Annotated in this window: 9 protein-coding genes and 1 pseudogene; 5 read left to right on the top strand and 5 right to left on the bottom strand. The window is 72.3% G+C overall.

The window, feature by feature from the left end:
- The first annotated feature begins 117 nt into the window (after positions 1 to 117).
- On the top strand, positions 118 to 1833 hold the full coding sequence (locus tag ABGB05_RS23825) for a cellulose binding domain-containing protein (protein ID WP_347655692.1): 1716 nt from the start codon (positions 118 to 120) through the stop codon (positions 1831 to 1833).
- Positions 1834 to 2244: 411 nt separating this feature from the next.
- Here ABGB05_RS23825 and ABGB05_RS23820 read toward each other — a convergent pair whose 3' ends face one another.
- Positions 2245 to 4785 (bottom strand): tetratricopeptide repeat protein, encoded by a 2541-nt coding sequence (locus ABGB05_RS23820; RefSeq protein ID WP_347655691.1) that lies wholly within the window; start codon positions 4783 to 4785, stop codon positions 2245 to 2247.
- 311 nt (positions 4786 to 5096) lie between these two features.
- Here ABGB05_RS23820 and ABGB05_RS23815 point away from each other — a divergent pair.
- Positions 5097 to 7322 (top strand): annotated as a pseudogene (locus ABGB05_RS23815) (S8 family serine peptidase); the annotation flags it as partial.
- A 745-nt stretch (positions 7323 to 8067) separates the two neighbouring features.
- Here ABGB05_RS23815 and ABGB05_RS23810 read toward each other — a convergent pair.
- Positions 8068 to 9252, bottom strand: a complete 1185-nt coding sequence (locus tag ABGB05_RS23810; RefSeq protein ID WP_347655690.1) for a benzoate/H(+) symporter BenE family transporter — start codon at positions 9250 to 9252, stop codon at positions 8068 to 8070.
- 57 nt (positions 9253 to 9309) lie between these two features.
- Here ABGB05_RS23810 and ABGB05_RS23805 point away from each other — a divergent pair, with 57 nt between their 5' ends.
- The 3 genes from ABGB05_RS23805 (at position 9310) to ABGB05_RS23795 (ending at position 15916) form a co-directional block, all read left to right on the top strand.
- Positions 9310 to 9870 (top strand): helix-turn-helix domain-containing protein, encoded by a 561-nt coding sequence (locus tag ABGB05_RS23805; protein ID WP_347655689.1) that lies wholly within the window; start codon positions 9310 to 9312, stop codon positions 9868 to 9870.
- Between the two features lie 242 nt (positions 9871 to 10112).
- Positions 10113 to 11399, top strand: coding sequence for a hypothetical protein (locus ABGB05_RS23800; RefSeq protein ID WP_347655688.1), 1287 nt, complete (start codon positions 10113 to 10115; stop codon positions 11397 to 11399).
- Positions 11399 to 15916: an FtsK/SpoIIIE domain-containing protein gene (locus ABGB05_RS23795; protein ID WP_347655687.1), complete on the top strand. Its 4518-nt coding sequence runs from the start codon at positions 11399 to 11401 to the stop codon at positions 15914 to 15916. Before ABGB05_RS23800 ends, ABGB05_RS23795 begins: the two co-directional genes overlap by 1 nt.
- Before the next feature lie 157 nt (positions 15917 to 16073).
- Here the strand turns inward: ABGB05_RS23795 and ABGB05_RS23790 are convergent, their stop codons facing one another.
- Genes ABGB05_RS23790 through ABGB05_RS23780 form a run of 3 tightly spaced genes read right to left on the bottom strand, consistent with a single transcriptional unit; the run spans position 16074 to position 17744 of the window.
- Positions 16074 to 16379 (bottom strand): hypothetical protein, encoded by a 306-nt coding sequence (locus tag ABGB05_RS23790; protein WP_347655686.1) that lies wholly within the window; start codon positions 16377 to 16379, stop codon positions 16074 to 16076.
- Between the two features lie 22 nt (positions 16380 to 16401).
- Positions 16402 to 16707, bottom strand: coding sequence for a hypothetical protein (locus ABGB05_RS23785; protein WP_347655685.1), 306 nt, complete (start codon positions 16705 to 16707; stop codon positions 16402 to 16404).
- Positions 16708 to 16730: 23 nt separating this feature from the next.
- Positions 16731 to 17744 carry a hypothetical protein gene (locus ABGB05_RS23780; protein ID WP_347655684.1) on the bottom strand — a complete coding sequence of 338 codons (1014 nt, stop codon included), beginning with the start codon at positions 17742 to 17744 and terminating at the stop codon, positions 16731 to 16733.
- Between the last annotated feature and the right edge of the window lie 59 nt (positions 17745 to 17803).

Genomic DNA, 17803 nt, shown 5'->3' with positions numbered 1-17803 from the left:
GGGGGCGTCGGCGCCGAACGATCCGCGTTAGCGCGAGCATCGAATAACGTCTATTCTTAACGCCACTCGGCCCTCCGCCCGTCGACGCTGTTGCCGTCCGAGCCAGTGGAGTGAATCGTGAGAAGGTCCCGGATCCTGGTGGTGGCCGCGTCGACCGCGCTGGCCAGCGTGGCGGGCGTGCTGACCGCCCCGCCCCTGTCGGCCGCGACGCCGGACATCACGGTCAACCCCGCCACGTCGTACCAGACCATCGACGGGTTCGGGGCCGCGACCCCGATCTTCGGTGGTTCCGGCAACCCGTGGACGGACAGCGAGACCCGGACCCTCGTCGGTACGGGCGAGGGAGAGTTGGGTCTGTCGATCATCCGGACCGTGGTGTCGCCGGTGTCGAGCGAATGGGGCCTGTACGCGAACAGCCTGCGGACGGCGAAGGCCCACGGCTCCGATGTCAGGATCCTCGCGTCGCCCTGGACGGCTCCCGCGCACTTCAAGACGAACAACAGCAGGGTGGGTGGCGGCAAGCTCAGGACCGACTACTACGACGACTATGCCGAGCACCTGAACAGTTACGTGCAGTACATGAAGAACCAGGGCGTCACGATCGACGTGACCTCGGTGCAGAACGAGCCGGACTGGCACCCGGACTACGATTCGATGGACTGGACCGGCACCGAGATGCGCAACTGGGTCCGCGACCAGGGTGCCAAGGTCAGGGACACCAGACTCATGGTCGGCGAGTCGCTGAGGTTCAACCGCGCGTACTCCGACCCCACGCTGCAGGACGCCACCGCGCGCGCCACCATCGGCTACGTCGGCGGGCACCTGTACGACGCCGAGAACAGCGGAAACCTCTCCCCCTACCCACTCGCCGCCCAATACGGCAAGAACCAGTGGATGACCGAGTGGAACCTGCACGCGGCCGACGGCAACGGGGCGAACATCTGGGGGAACCCGAGCAACGCGGCCGTCTGGAACGAGACCCTCGACGACATCATGCGGACGGTGCACCGGTCGATGGAGTCCGGTTGGAGCGCGTACGTCTGGTGGTACGGCCGCCGCTTCTACTCCTACATCGGTGACGGCGACCCGCAGTACGGGACCACGAAGGGCGCGGTCCTCCGGCGTGGCCAGGCGTTCGCGCAGTACTCGAAGTACGTCCGCCCCGGCGACCGGCGGGTCGCCGTCTCGAAGAGCTCCCGGGCCGCCGCGCTGGAGGTCACCGCCTACCAGGGCAGGGGCAAGACCACACTGGTGATCCTCAACCGTTCGAGCAGCGCGGTCAGCAACGCCGTCGTCGAGGTCCCCGGAGGCGTCTCGACCGCCGGATACTCCGTGACCTCACAGACCCTGGGCGCGGCGGCACAGCCGGCGACCGTGAACGGCGGCCAGGTGACCGTCACCGTCCCCGCGCGGAGCATCTCCACGATCACCGTCGACGGGGGCCCCACCACCCCGCCGACCAGCAACCCGCCCACCACCCCGCCGACCAGTGCCCCGCCCACCACCGCCCCGCCGGGTCCCGGCGCCTGTCAGGTGACCACGTCGGTGAACGCCTGGAACACCGGTCTGGTCAGCAACATCACCGTCACCAACACCGGCACGGGCGCGATCGACGGCTGGTCGCTGAGCTTCACGCTCGGCTCCGGGCAGACCATCACCTCCGGCTGGAACGCCACGTACGCACCTGCCAGTGGTCAGGTGACCGCGACAAACGTGGGCCACAACGCCGCCATACCGCCGGGGCGCTCCACCACCATCGGCTTCCAGGCCAGCCACAGCGGCAACAACGCCGCACCCCGTGACTTCACCCTCAACGGCATCGGCTGCACCTGAGCCACCGGGAGTCGGCCGGCGCCCGGCAGGACTTTCGCGCTGGCCGGGTCGGCAGCCCGCCGGACCCGGCCGTTCGCCGGCCGCCGGGTGTCCGTACCGCGCCTTCCCCGGTTCAACCGGTCCGGTCGGGCTCGGCACGTCTCAGTCTCGACCGAGCAGAACTCCCGCAACTGTTGGCTCCTGGTGGCCGTGGCGACGCCGGCGACGGTGACCCGGCACACGTCGGTCATCGGGTCGGCCGTCCGGACGTCCCCGACCCGGGTCTGGACCGCCGAACACCCGGATGCCCCGGTCGGGCGGCTCCAGATGTAGGCCGTCTGGGTCACCCGGTTGTCACGCGGCCGGGCGGACGCGGCCGATCCGGCATCAGTTCCTTCACCGCCCGGTCGCCGGTGCGACCACGAACCGCGATCAGCGGTGCCACCGCCTGTGGCCGGCGCCCTCCGTACCCGCCGCGCGCCCGGTGGCACGGACCAGCCGGTCCCGGGCCCGGTCCGCGTCGGGATGGCCGAGATCGTCGAGGATGTGCAGGGCCCGCCGCCAGGTACGCACGGCGCCCGCCCGGTCTCCGGAGGAGGACCGGCTGTCACCGAGCCGGGTCAGGGTGTCGGCCTCGTCGAACCGGTCGCCGATCTGCGCGAACAGGCCCAGCGCCCGGTGGTAGCAGAAAGCCGCCCGACCGTGCTGGCCGAGCCGGTCGTGGATGAAGCCGAGACTGTCCCAGGTGTTCGCCTCGCCGTGCCGGTCGTCGGTCCGGCGCAGCAGCGCCAGCGCCTGCCGGCAGTGGTCGAGCGCCGGCCCGTACTGGCCGAGCTGGGCGTGTGCCCAGCCCACCCCGTTACGCGCGCTGGCCTCCCCGGCCAGGTGACCGGCGGTCCGGTACAGCTCGAGGGCCCGCGTCGCGTGGTGCAGCACCTCGGTGTGCCGGCCCAGTCGGTCCAGCAACGCGCCGAACGCCCGGTGGGTCCGCGCCTGCCCGGTGTGGTCACCGAGTTCGCCGAAGAGCGCGAGCGCCGCGTGGTAGTGGCCCTCCGCCTCGTCCGGACGTCCCAGCCGGACCAGCACCCGGGCGAGATCGCGGTGCGCGTTCGCCTGCCCGGTCCGGTCGTCCGTCCGCCGGGCCGCGGCCAGGGCGGTCCGCTGGGCGTCGCCCAGGTCCGGCCAGTGGCCCCGACGTTGGAGGAAATCCACCAGGGTCCGGGCCAGCCGCCAGGTGTGTCCCTCGAACCCGGAGCGCTCGGCGTGGGCGATCGCCGCGAGCAGCACCCGGTGCTCGGCGTCGAACCAGGCCAGCGCGTGACCGTGGTCGGCGATCTCCTCCGGTTCGACCCCGGGTGGCACGTCGGACAGGGCGATCGGGTCCCAGCCGGGCTGCAACAGCAGTGCGGCCGCGTTGGCCGTGTGCAGGTAGTGGTCCAGACCGCGCCGGATCGCCGCTCGTCGGGTCTCCGCCGCCTCGACGCTCTCGGCCAGCTCGGCCGCGTACCCGCGCAGCAGGTCGTGGGCCCCGAACCGGCCCGGTGCCGGTTCGCTGATCAGGTGGGCGTGCGCCAGCTCGGCGAGCAGCCGGCGTACCTGGTCGCGGGGCAGCCCGGCCAGGCTGGCCGCGGCGGGGATGCCGATCTCCGGCCCCGGATGACAGCCGAGGAGCCGAAACAGGCGTGCGGCCGGCGGGGTCAGACTCTGGTAGGACCAGGAGAAGACCGCCTGTACGTCGGTGCCGGCGTCACCGCCGTCGAAGGCGTCGAGCAGCCGGGGCGTCCTCCGCAGTTCGGCGGCGAGGGTGGCGAGCGGAAACGTGGGATGTGTCATGCCCCGGGCGGCGACCACGGCCAGCGCCAGCGGCAGCCGGGCGCACCGCTCGATCATCTCGTGTACGGCCTGTGGTTCGCCCGTCAACCGGTCCGCGCCGAGGCGCCGGGCCAGCAGCTGCCACGCCTCGTCGGGGCTGAGCAGGTCGACGGTGAGCGGTCGGGCGCCCTCGGTGGCGACCAGGCCGGCAAGGCGGTTGCGACTGGTCACCAGCACCAGACAACTCGGGCTGCCGGGCAGCAGCGGACGGACCTGTTCGACGTCACGGGCGTTGTCCAGCACGATCAGCATCCGACGGCCGGCGAGCAGGCTCCGGTAGAGCCCCACCTGGGCGGGCAGGTGGGTGGGGATGCGGTCGGGTGGTACGTCGAGGGCCTCCAGGAAGCCCCGTACCGCCTCGGAGGGGGTCACCGTCGAACCGGTGGGGTCGAATCCCCGCAGGTTGACGTAGAGCTGGCCGTCCGGGTACCGGTCGGTGGCCCGGTGCGCCCAGTACACGGCCAGGGTCGTCTTGCCGACCCCGGCGGTGCCCGACAGCACCACCGGGGTCGCGGCCGGCTCACCCGGGCCGTCCGCCCCGTCGGCGGTGGACGGGCCGCCGCAGGCGGCGTCGAGCTGGGCGAGCTGCGCGGCACGGCCGACAAAGCCGGTCAGCGCCGGCGGTAGCTGGTGCGGCACGGGAATCCAGGTCCGGACCGCATCGGCGCCCGGGGCGCGGTCCGGAGCCGGCGCGACGGCGGACCCGGCGTCCCCGGTGGCCTCGTCGGCGGGCTCCAGCTGACGGCGACGCTCCTCGACCCGGTCCCGCGCGGTGGCCAGCGCCCCCTGCTCGGCGCCGGTGGCCCCGAGCAGCCGGATCAGGACGTCGAACCGCTCGGTCGACGGCAGGATGTTCCCCGCGAAGTACTCCCCGATGACCCCGTGCGACCAGCCCGTCCTCGCCGCCAACTGCCGGTACGTCAGCGGCGTGTCGCCCCGCTGGCGGGCATGGCGGCGTCGTAGCTGACGCAGCAGCAGGGCCAGTTCCTTTGTCGTCCGCACCTCGGCGGCCCCGGGCACGACCGCGACCTCGGAACGGTTCGTCCCGGGTGCCGGATGGAACGTTCGTCGGGTGTCCGGACGGACGCGTTGGTCGGTCATGACCTCTCCTCGCTGCGCTCGTCGAGGCCATGACCTGGTCGCCTGTGCTGGATGATGACCTCGCTCCGCTCGGTCATACGGCCTCCGCCTGCTGGCCGCCCGGCACCTCCGGGCACTGACATCCGGAGGGTAGTCGGCATTCTCCCCTATCAATACGACGTCGCCGGATATCCGTCAGTCCGGAACTCTAAGAATCCATTGAGATCGATGACCCATGGTGTCGGTGGTACGGCTGTCGGGAGATCCAACCCACCGTACCGCCGGACGCGTCCGGGCCCCCGACGCGTCACCCACGTTCCGGGGAGGCGACCATGGCATCGACAGGACATCGCAGGACCTCCTTACCCCGGTCCGGCATCCTGGCCGCGGCGACCCTGCTGGCCCTCGTCACGACCGCCACGCCCGTGATGGCCGCCCCGGCCGAGGGGGTGGTTCACGCCGCCGGCGGTCCGACCGCCGTGGCCGGCTCCTACATCGTCGTCCTGCGGGACTCCGCCGTCACGGCCGACGCCGTGGACGGCACGGCACGGTCCCTCGCGTCGCGGCAGGGCGGCGGCGTCGGTCTGGTCTACCGGCACGCCCTACGCGGCTTCGAGGCCCGGCTCTCCGAACGCGGCGCCCGCCGGCTGGCGGCCAACCCGGCGGTGGCCTCGGTGACGCAGAACCACTTCGTGTCCACCGCGGACACCCAGAGCCCGGTGCCGTCCTGGGGCCTCGACCGGGTCGACCAGCGCACGCTGCCGGTCGACAACTCGTTCACTTACCCGGACGTCTCGCCGGCGGTCCGGGCGTACGTCATCGACACCGGGATCAACCTGACCCACACCGACTTCGCCGGTCGGGCGGTGTCCGGCTGGGACTTCGTCGACAACGACGCCGACGCCACCGACTGCGAGGGCCACGGTACCCACGTCGCCGGCACGCTGGGCGGCTCCTCCTTCGGAGTGGCCAAGAACGTGCAGCTGGTGGCGGTACGCGTGCTCGACTGTGCCGGACGCGGGCACATCGGGCAGGTGATCGCCGGTATCGACTGGGTGACCGCCGACCACGACCCCGGCGAGCTGGCGGTCGCGAACGTCAGCCTCGGCGGCCCGTCGTACCCGCCCGTCATCGAGGCCGTGACGCGGTCCATCGCCGACGGTGTCACGTACGCGGTGGCCGCGGGCAACGACAACGGCGCCGACGCGTGCCAGACCACCCCGGCCGCCGTCCCGGCCGCGATCACGGTGGCCGCCACCGGTCCCGACGACGCCCGCGCGCCGTTCTCGAACGTCGGTACCTGCGTGGACCTGTTCGCGCCGGGTGTCGGCATCACGTCGGCGTACGTCGGCGGCGACACGGCCACCCGCACGGCCTCCGGGACGTCGATGGCCACCCCGCACGTGGCCGGGGCGGCCGCGTTGATCCTGGCCGACCACCCGACCTACCCGCCCGCGCAGGTGACCGCGGAACTCCTGGCCGACGCCACGCCGGGCGTGGTGACCGACGCGGGCGCCGGCTCGCCGAACCGACTGCTCCACGTCGACCACGTCACCCCGGCCGACGACTTCGCACTGGCGGCCACCCCGGCGAGCGGCACGGTGACGGCCGGTGGCACCGTCTCCACCACGATCACCGGCACCGTCACGCGGGGGTCGACGCAGCCGGTCTCCCTGGTCGCCACCGGCCTGCCCGACGGCGTCACGGCGACGTTCCGGCCGGCGACCATCTCCTCGGACGGGACGACCACACTCACGATCAGCACGGGTCCGGAAACGATGGCCGGCGACTACACCGTCACGGTGATCGGAACGGGTACCGGCGCGACCCGTCCGACGCTGTTCCGGCTGCGCGTCGACGGCGTCCCCGGCTGTGTCGCCGCGAACGGCACCGACACGACACTGTCCGGGAACTGGGCCGCCGAGGTCCCGATCACGATCAGCGGCTGCGCCGGCGCCGCCGCCCGCAACAGCACGGTGGAGGTGCACATCGACCACAACGCCATCGAGGACCTCGACGTCCGGCTGATCGCGCCCGACGGCACCTGGTACTACCTGTTCTTCCGTACCGGCGGCACGACCGACGACGTCGACTACACGTTCACCTACGACCTGTCGTCCGAGACGGCGAACGGCACCTGGCTGCTGTGGGTCAACGACTCCGGACCGATGGGTTCCGGTTTCCTCGACTCGTGGAAGCTCAACCTGGCCGGTGCCGACCTGCCGGCACCGGCGTGCGGCGGCCTCGCCACCGCCGACGTGCGGATTCCGGACGAGGGCAGGGCCGATTCACCGATGAACGTGGCCGCCTGTGGCCGGGCACCGTCGGCCACCAGCTACGTCGAGGTCAAGGTCCGTCACCCGTGGGCCTGGGAGCTCCGCGTCTCCCTGCTCGCACCGGACGGACAGGAGTTCGTGCTCCAGAACTCCAACGGGATGGGGGTGTCGAACGTCTACCAGACCTTCATCCTGGACCTGTCGGCGAAGCGGACCCAGGGCGTCTGGCGGCTGCGGGTCCAGGACCAGTACGGAGGCAACGAGGGTGTGATCGAGGGCTGGAAGCTGACCCTCGGCCGGCCGTCTGATGCTCCGGGTGGGCAGCGTCCCGACGGGCCGCGCCGGTCGGGACGCTCGCGTAGGGACCGCCGTCGGCACGGCGAACAGTTCGGAACACGACCGAACGCCGTACGCCTTGCCGGCATCCGACCCCGACCCGAATCCTTGGGATCGACAGTCATCGGCAACGGGGAACAGGGGGAACACGGATGCGGGTATTCGCTCGTAGGCGGGGCGTGGTGCTGGCGGCGGCCGTACTCATGGGTGTCGCCGGTCTGCCCGTGGCGACGCCGGCGGCAGCGGCGCCACCGCCGCTGGAGTGGGAATGGAACGACGCGGTCCAGGTCGGCGGTTTCCCCGGCGCCCCGGACCTGTTGTGCTCACAGATCGACTACGGCACGGCGTGCTTCCTTCCCTACGGCGACCAGTTCTACGTCCAGGACGGGCTGGCCGACGGTGCGTCGGTGGTCGCCGAGTGGCGGGTGTACGTCGACGGCAGCGTCTACCGCCGGGGCCGTTGCCGAATCAGCCTCGGCGCCGGGAAGGTGGGCGTCTGCAACAAGGACCTGCCGGAAAACCGGGAGATGGAGATCCGGGTACGCCGCTACGACGGTGACACCGGGCTGTTCGTCAGCCCCGACGGCGTCTGGTGGCACGGGTCCACGAGCTGAACTGATCGAATCGGTCTTCTCGTCGCCCGCCCCCGCACCGCCCGAGGCCGGAACAGCCCCCCGTCGGCCGGTCGGGGTCAGTCACCCGGGAGGGCGGCGGCGTTCATCGTGGCGGGACGGCGGGGCGTCACCAGTAGGGTGGCCAGCCCGGCGAGCAGACCCCAGAACGCGGCGCCGACGCCGAGCACGGCGATCCCCGACGCGGTGACGACAAACGTCACCACGGCGGGCAGCAGCCCGGCCGGGTCGGAGACGGCGTTACCCAGTGCCGTGCCGAGTGCCGGCAGCAGCGCCAGGCCGGCGACGGCGATCACCAGCACCGGCGGGGAGAGCAGTACGAGCGCGGTGGCGAGGCCCGCCCCGAGCCCGAGCAGCACCTGGCCACCCGCCAGGGCCAGGGTGGCGAGCCAGCGCCGGCCCGGGTCGGGGTGTGCCTCGGGGCCCGCGGTCAGGGCGGCGGTGATGGCGGCGAGGTTGACCTGGTGGCCGCCGAACGGGGCCGCCGCCGCACTGACCAGCCCGGTCGTGACCAGTGCGGGCCGCAGTGGCGCCTCGTACCCGTAGCTGGACAGGACGGCGGCACCCGGGACGTTCTGGCCGGCCATGGTGACCAGGAACAACGGGAGCGCGATGCCCACCACGGCGCCGAGGTCGGCGGTCGGCACGGTCCAGGCCAGGGCGGGTCGCAGCGTGGCATCGGCCAGCGCGCTGTCCGGCCCGGTCAGGGCGATCGCCGCCACGGCCGCGACCAGCGCGCCCGGCACCGCCCAGCCGCGGGCGAAGCGCAGCAGCACCGCCCACGTCACGACCACCGGCAGGGCCAGCGCCGGGACGTCCACCAGGGCCCGGACCGGAGCCGTGCACAGCGGCACGAGGATGCCCGCGAGCATCGCGCCGGCCACCGGTCGCGGGATGGCGGCGATCGCCCGGGCCAGCCACGGCACCAGGCCCGCGACCACGGTCAGCGCCGCGCAGACGAGGAAGGCGCCGACGGCCGAGGAGAAGCCGCCCGCCACCGGTCCGGCCCCGACCAGCAGGGCCGCGCCCGGCGTGGACCACGCGATGGCGATGGGCATCCGGTGGCGCACGGCCAACACCGCACCCGCGACTCCGATGCCGAGGCAGGTGGCGAGCAGGCCCGAGGCGGCCTGGGCCGGGCTGGCGCCCACGGCCTGCAACCCGGCGAGCACCAGCGTGAACGAACTCGCGTAACCCACGATCGCGCTCAGCAGGCCGGCGACGACCGGTCGTGCCCAACCCATCAGCACTCCTCCCAGCGTTCCGTAAACGGAACGGACGCCGGGTGGCACGATACGCAGATGACCGCGCACCAGACAAGCCCTCACCACCACGGGTCGGCAGTCGGTCGGCGGCTGCGCGAGTTGCGTGAGGCGCGTGGCCTCACCCTCTCCGAACTGGCCCGGATGGCCGGCGTGGGAAAGGCGACCCTCTCGGGGCTGGAGAACGGCAGCCGCGATCCCCGGCTCGAAACCCTCTACGCGATCGCCGCCGCGCTCGGCGTGCCGATGAGCGCGCTGACGTTGGACCGCGGCGCCCCGGTCTCCACCGCCGCACCGGTACGGGGCGAGGCGGTGGTGTCGACGTTGCTGGAGGTCTTCGAGGAGCCGGCCGCCACCTACGAGTTGTTCGCCCTGCGCATCGTCGACGGCGTCGAGCAGGTCTCGCCCGCCCACCCGGCCGGCGTGACCGAGCACCTCACCGTCTTCAGCGGCCACGCCCGGGTCGGGCCGGTCGACGCGCCCGTCCCGGTGGGCCCGGGTGAGCACGTCTCCTGGGCCGCCGACACCCCCCACCTCTACGCCGCGGCCGGGCCGGACGAGGTCCGGGCGACCCTGCTGATCCGTACCCCCCGCCGCTGAGCCGGCTGCGGGCTCGCTATCCGCACCTGGCGGACCGTCGAGAGCTCGCCGGTCGGGCGAATGTCACCAGGAGTTCATCGACTGGACGACCTGCCGGGGACAGGCCCCGGTCGGGCGGCTTGAACTGCGGATCTGCTGTCCCCGGCCGGACGTCGGCAGCCAGAACGGCCATCGGCCCGTGGTTACCATCGGGGCACGGCTGTGCCGCACCTGGGCGCGCTACGGGCGAAGGAGAACCACGGTTGAATCCGCCGTCCTTCAGCGGCCTCGGCCGCTTCCTGGACACCAACCGGCAGACGCTGCTGGCCGTACTCACGGTACTGGAGCTGCTGATCCTGCTGGTGGTGCTGCTGCGGTGGTTCGACCGCCGGTATGGCCTGTGGGGCACCGGACGGCGTGTCCGGCGAGCCATCGTCGGCGCGGCCAGGGATCTGGTGGCGCCGGTCGTCGGTTTCCTGCGCCGTCGGCGAGGGATGCGGGTGGTCGGCCGACACCTCGCCGGATCGGGGCCGGTGCCGGCGGCCCGGGCCGGGATCGTGTCGGCCCGATCGGCGCTGGCCGAACGGGACGACTTCTGGCCGTACCTGGTGCTGTTGGGCCCGGGCGAGATCAGCGTACGACTCGCCGGTCCGGGGGCGGAGGCGGACGTGCCACCACCGGCAGCGGAATCGCCCTGGCAGGCCACCACACCGCGCAGTTGGCGGGCCCACGTGCCGCTGCCCCCGGCCCACGGACCGGTGACCGGCGACCTGTTGCCGCTCGCCGTGGGCGTCCGGGCCAGCACGCTGGTTCTGCTGGATTTCGCCCGCTGCCCCGGCATCGTGTCGGTGCACGGTGCCCCGACGCCGGCGGAGCGGCTGGTGTCCGCGTTGGTCGTCCAGCTGGCCGCCCTGCTCGACGGGCACGGCGTGCAGCGTCTGATCGTCGCGACGGAACCCGGCGACGGTCTCGAGGCGACCGACGCCGACCGGATGCCGCTGGCCGAGGCGCTGACGACTCTCGCACGGCGTGCGGAAGAGCCGGCCGGCCGTACCGTCCTGGTCTGCCGGCGGCCTGATCCGCAGACGGCGGCGCAACTCGCCACGCTGGTCGCCGACGATCCCGGGCTGCTGGTGCTGGTCGACGGCTACCTGCCGGGCTCACGCTGGCGACTGCGGGTCGACCTGGCGGGTCGGGTGATCGCGCCGGAACTGCGACTCGACGCGGATTCCGCGCCGCTGACCCGCCGCCTGCGACCCGCCCACCGGTCCGCGCCCGTCGTCACACCGGCACCGGCCTGGGCCGAGGAGGCCCCCTCCGGGTCCACAGCCCTCGGCGCCGCCTCCTCCGTTCCGGCGGAACCGGCGGTGCCCGGTCGTGCCCGGCCGACCCGTGTGCCGTCACCCGCCACGCTGCCGGCCGTCCCGCCACGGCCCGTCCCGCCGGTCCCACCCGTCGCCAACGACGACCTGATCGAGCAGGCACACGACGAGCGGCGAGCGATGGTCCACTCCGGTGTCGAGCCTGCCGAACGAACCGGAGACCGCTGATGCGCCTGCTGCTGACCCTCGTCTCCGCCGGAGCCGAGCGGGACGTCGCGATGGACGTCGGGGTGGACACGCCGGTGGGTGCGCTCGCCGAGCAGGACGGCGCCCCTGGTGACTGGTATCTCGACGGGGCACGCCTGGATCCGACCTGGACGGTGAGCCGTGCCGGGCTGGTCTCCGGGGTCCGGCTCGGTGCCGGTACGTCGGTGCCGACCGGCGGCGTACGGGACCTGCCGGGCGACCGGCGGACCCACTGGCTGGAGGTGCACGGCGTCGGCGGTCCCGGCGCCGGACGGATCTGGCCGGTCGGCCTGGGCTGTCACGACATCGGCTCGGCAGCGGGGTCCGCGATCGACCCGGGCGGCACCAGGGTGCCCGCGCACGCCGCCCGGCTCACCGTCGACGAGCAGGGCCGCGCCTGGGTCGCCGCCGGTGAGGGGGCGGTACGCCTGGCGCTGCCGCAACTACCGCCGCAGACCGATCCGGTGGATCCACCCGGCTACCCGGATTATCCGGAGCAACCACGCGCGTCGGATCCTCCCGCCGGACAGCACGGCGGGCCGGAGCCCTGGGAGCAACAGCGGGACGGTTCCCGCCGCTGGCCGCCCGGGGTGGATCTGGCGGTAGGTGGGAGCCTGCTGCGGCTGGTGTCGCGCCCGGCACCGGACGCCGCGGTGACCCCGGCCGTGGATGTGCCGATGCTGGACTTCAACCGGCCGCCGCGGATCGTGCCGCCGCTGCTCTTCGCCCGGCGACGGCTGCCGACCCCACCGACCCGGCCGACCCGCCGCCCGATCCCGCTGTTGATGATCCTCGCGCCGATGGTGCTGGGCCTGGCGTTCGTCTTCCTCTTCAAGTCGTACTTCTTTCTGCTGATCATGGTGCTCAGTCCGGTGCTGGCCTTGGCGAACTGGTTCACCGACCGGCGCAGCGGCCGCAAGCGGTACCGCAAGGATCTCGCCGAGTACCGCCGCAAACACACCCGGATGATGCGGGAGCTGACCGCGGCGGTAGCCGAGGAACGGCTGGCTCGGTGCGAGGCGTCCCCCGATCCGGCGACCGTGCTGCACACCGCGGTCGGTCCGGGTCGACGGCTCTGGGAACGGCGCCGCCGCGATCCCGACCACCTCGTGTTGCGGGTCGGCACCATGGACCAGCCGTCACTGATCGAGGTGGAGGATCCGGCCCGCAGCGAGGTGGACCGCCAGCTGCGGTGGATCGTGCCGGACGTGCCGGTCACCGTGGACCTGGTCGACCGTCTGGTGGTCGGTCTGGCCGGCGCGGCGGAGACCAGGTACGCGACGGCACGCTGGCTCGTCCTCCAGGCCGCCGCCCTGCACAGCCCCCGCGACCTGCGCATCCACGTGTTGACCGAGCCGAACGGGAAGGATCGGTGGAGCTGGGTCCGGTGGCTGCCGCACACCCGGCCGCCCGAGGACGGCGTCCCGCCCGGACGGCCCTACACGCTGGTCGGCAACGACCCGGAGACCGTGGCGAACCGGGTCGGCGAGCTGGTGTCACTGGTCACCGCGCGGACCAGGGCCCGCGGCTCGCAGCTCGGTCAGGTCCTGTTCAGCGAACCCGACGTGGTGCTGGTCGTCGACGGGGCGCGCCGGCTGCGCGACGTGCCCGGCATGGTGCAGGTGCTCACCGAGGGACCGGCGGTGCGGGTCTTCGCGATCTGCATCGACGCCGAGGAACGGTTGCTGCCGGAGGAGTGCACCGCGGTGCTGCGCGCCGACGCGGACGGGCTGACCGTACGGCAGACCGGCATACCCGAGGCCACCGGAGTACGCCCCGACACCGTCACCCCACGGTGGTGTGACGGGGTGGCCCGGGCGATGGCACCACTGCGGGACGTCACCCCGGACGAGACGGCCGGGCTGCCCGACCGCAGCCGGCTGCTGGAACTGCTGGACACCGTCCCACCGGACGGCACCGAACTGGCCGAGCGCTGGTCCCGACAACCCGCGTCCACGAGCTTTGTCATCGGCAGTGGCTTCGACGGGACGGTCGCGCTCGACCTGGTCCGCGACGGGCCGCACGCCTTGATCGCGGGCACCACCGGCGCCGGCAAGTCCGAGCTGCTGCAGAGCATGGTGGTGTCGCTGGCGGCGGTCAACCGCCCGGACGAGTTGACCTTCGTGCTGGTCGACTACAAGGGCGGCAGCGCGTTCCACAGTTGCGTACGGTTGCCGCACACCCTCGGCATGGTCACCGACCTGGACAGCGCGCTGGTGGTCCGGGCGTTGGAGTCGCTCGCCGCGGAGCTGCGCCGCCGCGAGGAGATCCTTGCCGAGGTCGCCGCCAAGGACCTCGTCCAGTACCGGACGATGCGGGGCCGCGACCCCTCGCTGCCGGCGGTGCCCCGACTGGTGCTGGTCATCGACGAGTTCGCCACGCTCGCCCGAGAGGTCCCGGACTTCATCCCCGGCCTGGTCAGCATCGCCCAGCGGGGCCGGTCGCTGGGCATCCATCTGATCCTGGCCACCCAGCGCCCGGCCGGCGTGGTGACCACCGACATCCGCGCCAACACCAACCTTCGCATCGCGCTGCGGGTCACCGATCCGATGGAAAGCTCCGACGTGATCGACGTGCCGGATGCCGCGATGATCCCGGTGGCCACCCCCGGACGCGCACTCGCCCGGCTCGCCCACCGGTCCACCCTGCCCTTCCAGACCGGGTACGTCGGTGCCGTGTTCCGGGGTGCCGACGCCGATGCGGCGCAACCCCGGCCGACCTCGCCGGTGCACGGTACCGAGTTGCCCTGGTCCCGGCTGGGCCGGGCGCTGCCGCCGCCGGTGGAACCGACACACGGGAGCGCCGCGCCGGACGAGTTGGCCGCCACCGACCTGGACGTACTGGTGGACGCCATCGACGCGGCCGCCCGGGAGGTGGGCTGCGCGCGACAGCCGAGTCCGTGGCTGCCGCCGCTGCCACCGGTCGTGCTGCTGGACGACCTGACCCCGCCGAAGCCCGGAGCCGGCCCCGGTCTGCCGCCGGTGCCGTACGCACTGGCTGACCTGCCGGATCAGCAGAGCCAGCCGGTGCTGACCTGTGACCTGTCCGCGCTCGGACATCTCTACGTGCTGGGCGCCTCCCGTACCGGCCGGTCACAGCTGCTGCGTACGCTGGCCGCGTCACTGGCCCGGTCGCTGTCCTGCGCCGACGTGCACCTGTACGCGGTCGATGCGGCCGGCGGGTCGATGGTGGTGTTGTCAGAGCTTCCGCACTGCGGCGCGGTGGTGCCCCGAGCCGACCTGGAGCGACTGGAGCGGCTGGTTGGCCGGCTGCAGGGCGAGCTGGCCCGGCGGCACGAACTGCTGGCCCGGCACTCCTGCGCCGGGCTCGACGAGTTACGGGCGGCGCTGCCGCCGGCGGAGCGTCCGGCGCACCTGATGCTGCTGGTGGACGGCTGGGATTCGCTGGCTGCCGTCCTGGCCGACCACGACGGCGGCCGGCTGCTGGACCAGTTCCTCGGCCTGCTGCGGGAGGGGCCGGCCGCCGGGCTGCACCTGGTGATGTCCTCCGAGCGGTCGCTGTTGACCGGACGGGTGGCGAACCTCAACGATCACCGGATCATGCTGCGGATGACCGACCGCACCGACTACTCGGCGATCGGCGTCAACCACCGCCGGATACCGGAGGTGGTGCCGCCCGGACGTGGCTGGCGTTCGGCGGACCAGGCGGAGATCCAGATCGCTCTGCTGGATCCGGACCCGTCCGGTGCGGCGCAGGTCGAGGCGATCCGCCGGATCGCCGCCCGGGCCACGGCCCGGGACACCGGGGTGCCGACGCAGCGCCGACCGTTCCCGGTCGCCGGACTCCCCGCGTCGGTCACCTTCGCCGAGGCGTTCGCGCAGGTCCCGGAGGAGCAGCGGCGGCCACTACGGGCGCTGCTCGGGATCGGTGGTGACGCCGCCGCACCGGTTTACGTGGACTTCGCCGGTCAGCAGGCGACCTTCCTGGTCGCCGGTCCGCCCGGTTCGGGCCGCAGCAACACCCTGGCCACGCTGGCGGTGTCGCTGCTGGCGGGGGGCAGTGCCCTGGTGATCCTGACCCCCCGCGAGTCGGTGTTGCGCCGGCTGGCGGTACACGGCCGGGTACGCGCGATCGAGGGAGCGGCCCCGGACCCGACGCACCTGACCGCCGCGGTCGAGGAACTGGGGGGCCCGTTGGTGGTGCTGGTCGACGACGTCGACCTGTTCGGCTTCGCCAACCCGGTGGAGGCGGTGCTGCGCCAGGTGGTGGCCACCGGCCGGGATCGTGCTCTCGGTCTGGCGTACGCGGGGACGGCCGAGACCCTGACCCAGTCGTTGGGCGGGTGGATCGCCGAGGCCCGGCGCTCCCGGCAGGGTGTGCTGCTCGCACCACAGTCGGCGATCGAGGGTGACCTGGTCGGTGCCCGGGTGCCGCCCGGCCTGCTGCGCGCCGGCAGCCGCCCCGGACGCGGCTATCTGCCGGACCCGGCAACCGCCGCACTGACCACGGTCACCATCCCGCACACCGCCCTCCGCTGACGCCCCACCTTTCCGGTCCGTCGATCATGAGGTAGCCGCCGTTCGGAGATCGACATCCGCCGCCCACCTCCTGATCGATGCCGGAAGGAAGCTCGACTCACCGGCACTCGACGCTGGGCGCGGCCCGGGTGCCGGTCACGGCCCCCGGGCCGCGTGGTCACTGTGCGGGCGGCGGCGTGGACAGCGCCTGGTCCATGTCGCTGAGGTTCTTCACGATCGCCGCGAAGCTCGCCGCGAAGGTCTCCAGGTTGCTGACCGCCTTGGTCAGCGAGGCGGTGAACTCGGTGTACTGGCTGCTCATAACCGGGCTGGACTGCTGCATCCAGAGGCCGCCCTGGCTGGTCAGCAGCTCGGTGACGCTGGTGTTCAAGCCCTTGAGCACGTCGGCGATCTCCGCGCCCTCGGTGGTCAGCCGCCCGGAGACGGTGTGGATCCGGTCGTAATCGACGTTGACTTCTGCCATCGGATGCCTCCGGTTCGGCGGATCAGGCGGAGCTGCTGGACGCGGTGATCTGCTCGTCCATGGTGCGCAGCTGAACGGTGATGTTGTGGAACTGCTGGGCGAACGACCGGATGCTCTCGATCGCCGCGGTCAACTCGGTGTTGAAGGTCTGGTACTGCCCACTGAGCGTGGGGCTGGACTTCTGCAACCACAGGCCACCGTCGCTGGTGAGCAACTGGGACACCGCGGCGAGCAGATCCTCCAACCGGGGCACGGTCTGCGTGACGGCCAGGTTGAGCTGTTCGTTGACCGTCTGCACCTTGGCGAAGTCGACGGTGATGTTGGGCATGGCGCTGCTCCAGACGAGGTTGGTCAGATGGTGACGGTGGTGTACGGCATGGAGTCGTCCTCGGGTGCCTCCTCCGACACGAGGCTCCACTCCCCGGTCTTCGGGTTGCCGTGGTAGACCTTGGTGCCGTCCGGGCCCACCACCGTCTTGGTGCCGCTGTCCGGCCCGGTCACCACGATGTCGGTCGTGGTGGTCCCACCCTCGTGGTCGACGGTGACCTGATGCGATCCGCCGTCGGCCCCCGGGGTGACGGTGCTCGTGGTGGTGCCCTCGCTGGTGGTGGAGGTCACCACGAACGAGCCGTCGTCGTTGGTCTTCTTCTCGATCTTTTCCTCGGTTCCGTCGGCATGGGTGATGGTGGAGGTGTAGTCGATGACGTCGGTCCGCCCGTCGCCGTCGGTGTCGCGGTACGTGAACTCGGTCTTCTCGGTGTAGGTCAGCCCGTCACCTGAGGTGACCGTGGTGGTTTCGGAGATGACGTTGCCGTCGTCGTCCAGGACCGCCGTGGTGGTGTTGCTGCCCACCGGTGAGGTGCCGTCGACGGAGGTGGGTGCGTCTCCCGGTTCTGGCACCGGGTCTCCGCTCCACACCGGCACCGAACCGTCGACCAGGTTGCCGTCCTTGTCGTAGTACTGGAAGGTGATCTCCCGGTCCTTCAGGTCGAGGTATCGCTCGTACGCGGCGGTGTCGGCCTGCCAGCCGCTGATGTTCGCCCGCAGCCGGTCCAGGTTGACCTTGCCGGCGATGTCGGCGTCCAGGTCGAAGTAGGCCTTGGCGATGCCGTCGAAGGTGTTGGCCAGCTCGTCGAGCAACTCCATGGAGTCCTTGAACGGGGTGTGGCAGGCGGAGAAGAAGGCACTCAGCGTCGCGTACAACGTCGAGTTGCCGACCTGGCTGGAGTCGACGACGGCCCCGTCGGAGGTGACGATCGCCCGACGCGAGCCGGTCTCCACGTCAAACTGGATCTTTCCCTTCAGCTCGCGCAGGCTGCCCGCGAGCTTGTGCAGCAACGCGTAGTCGAGCACCAGGTCGGCCATCGTGCACCCCTCCGCCAGCTCGTCGACATGTGCCGTCTGTGAGGTTCGACGCGGCCGGG

Source organism: Plantactinospora sp. B5E13 (assembly GCF_039871775.1).
Classification (GTDB): domain Bacteria; phylum Actinomycetota; class Actinomycetes; order Mycobacteriales; family Micromonosporaceae; genus Plantactinospora.
This window is presented reverse-complemented; position numbering and strand designations above follow the sequence as displayed.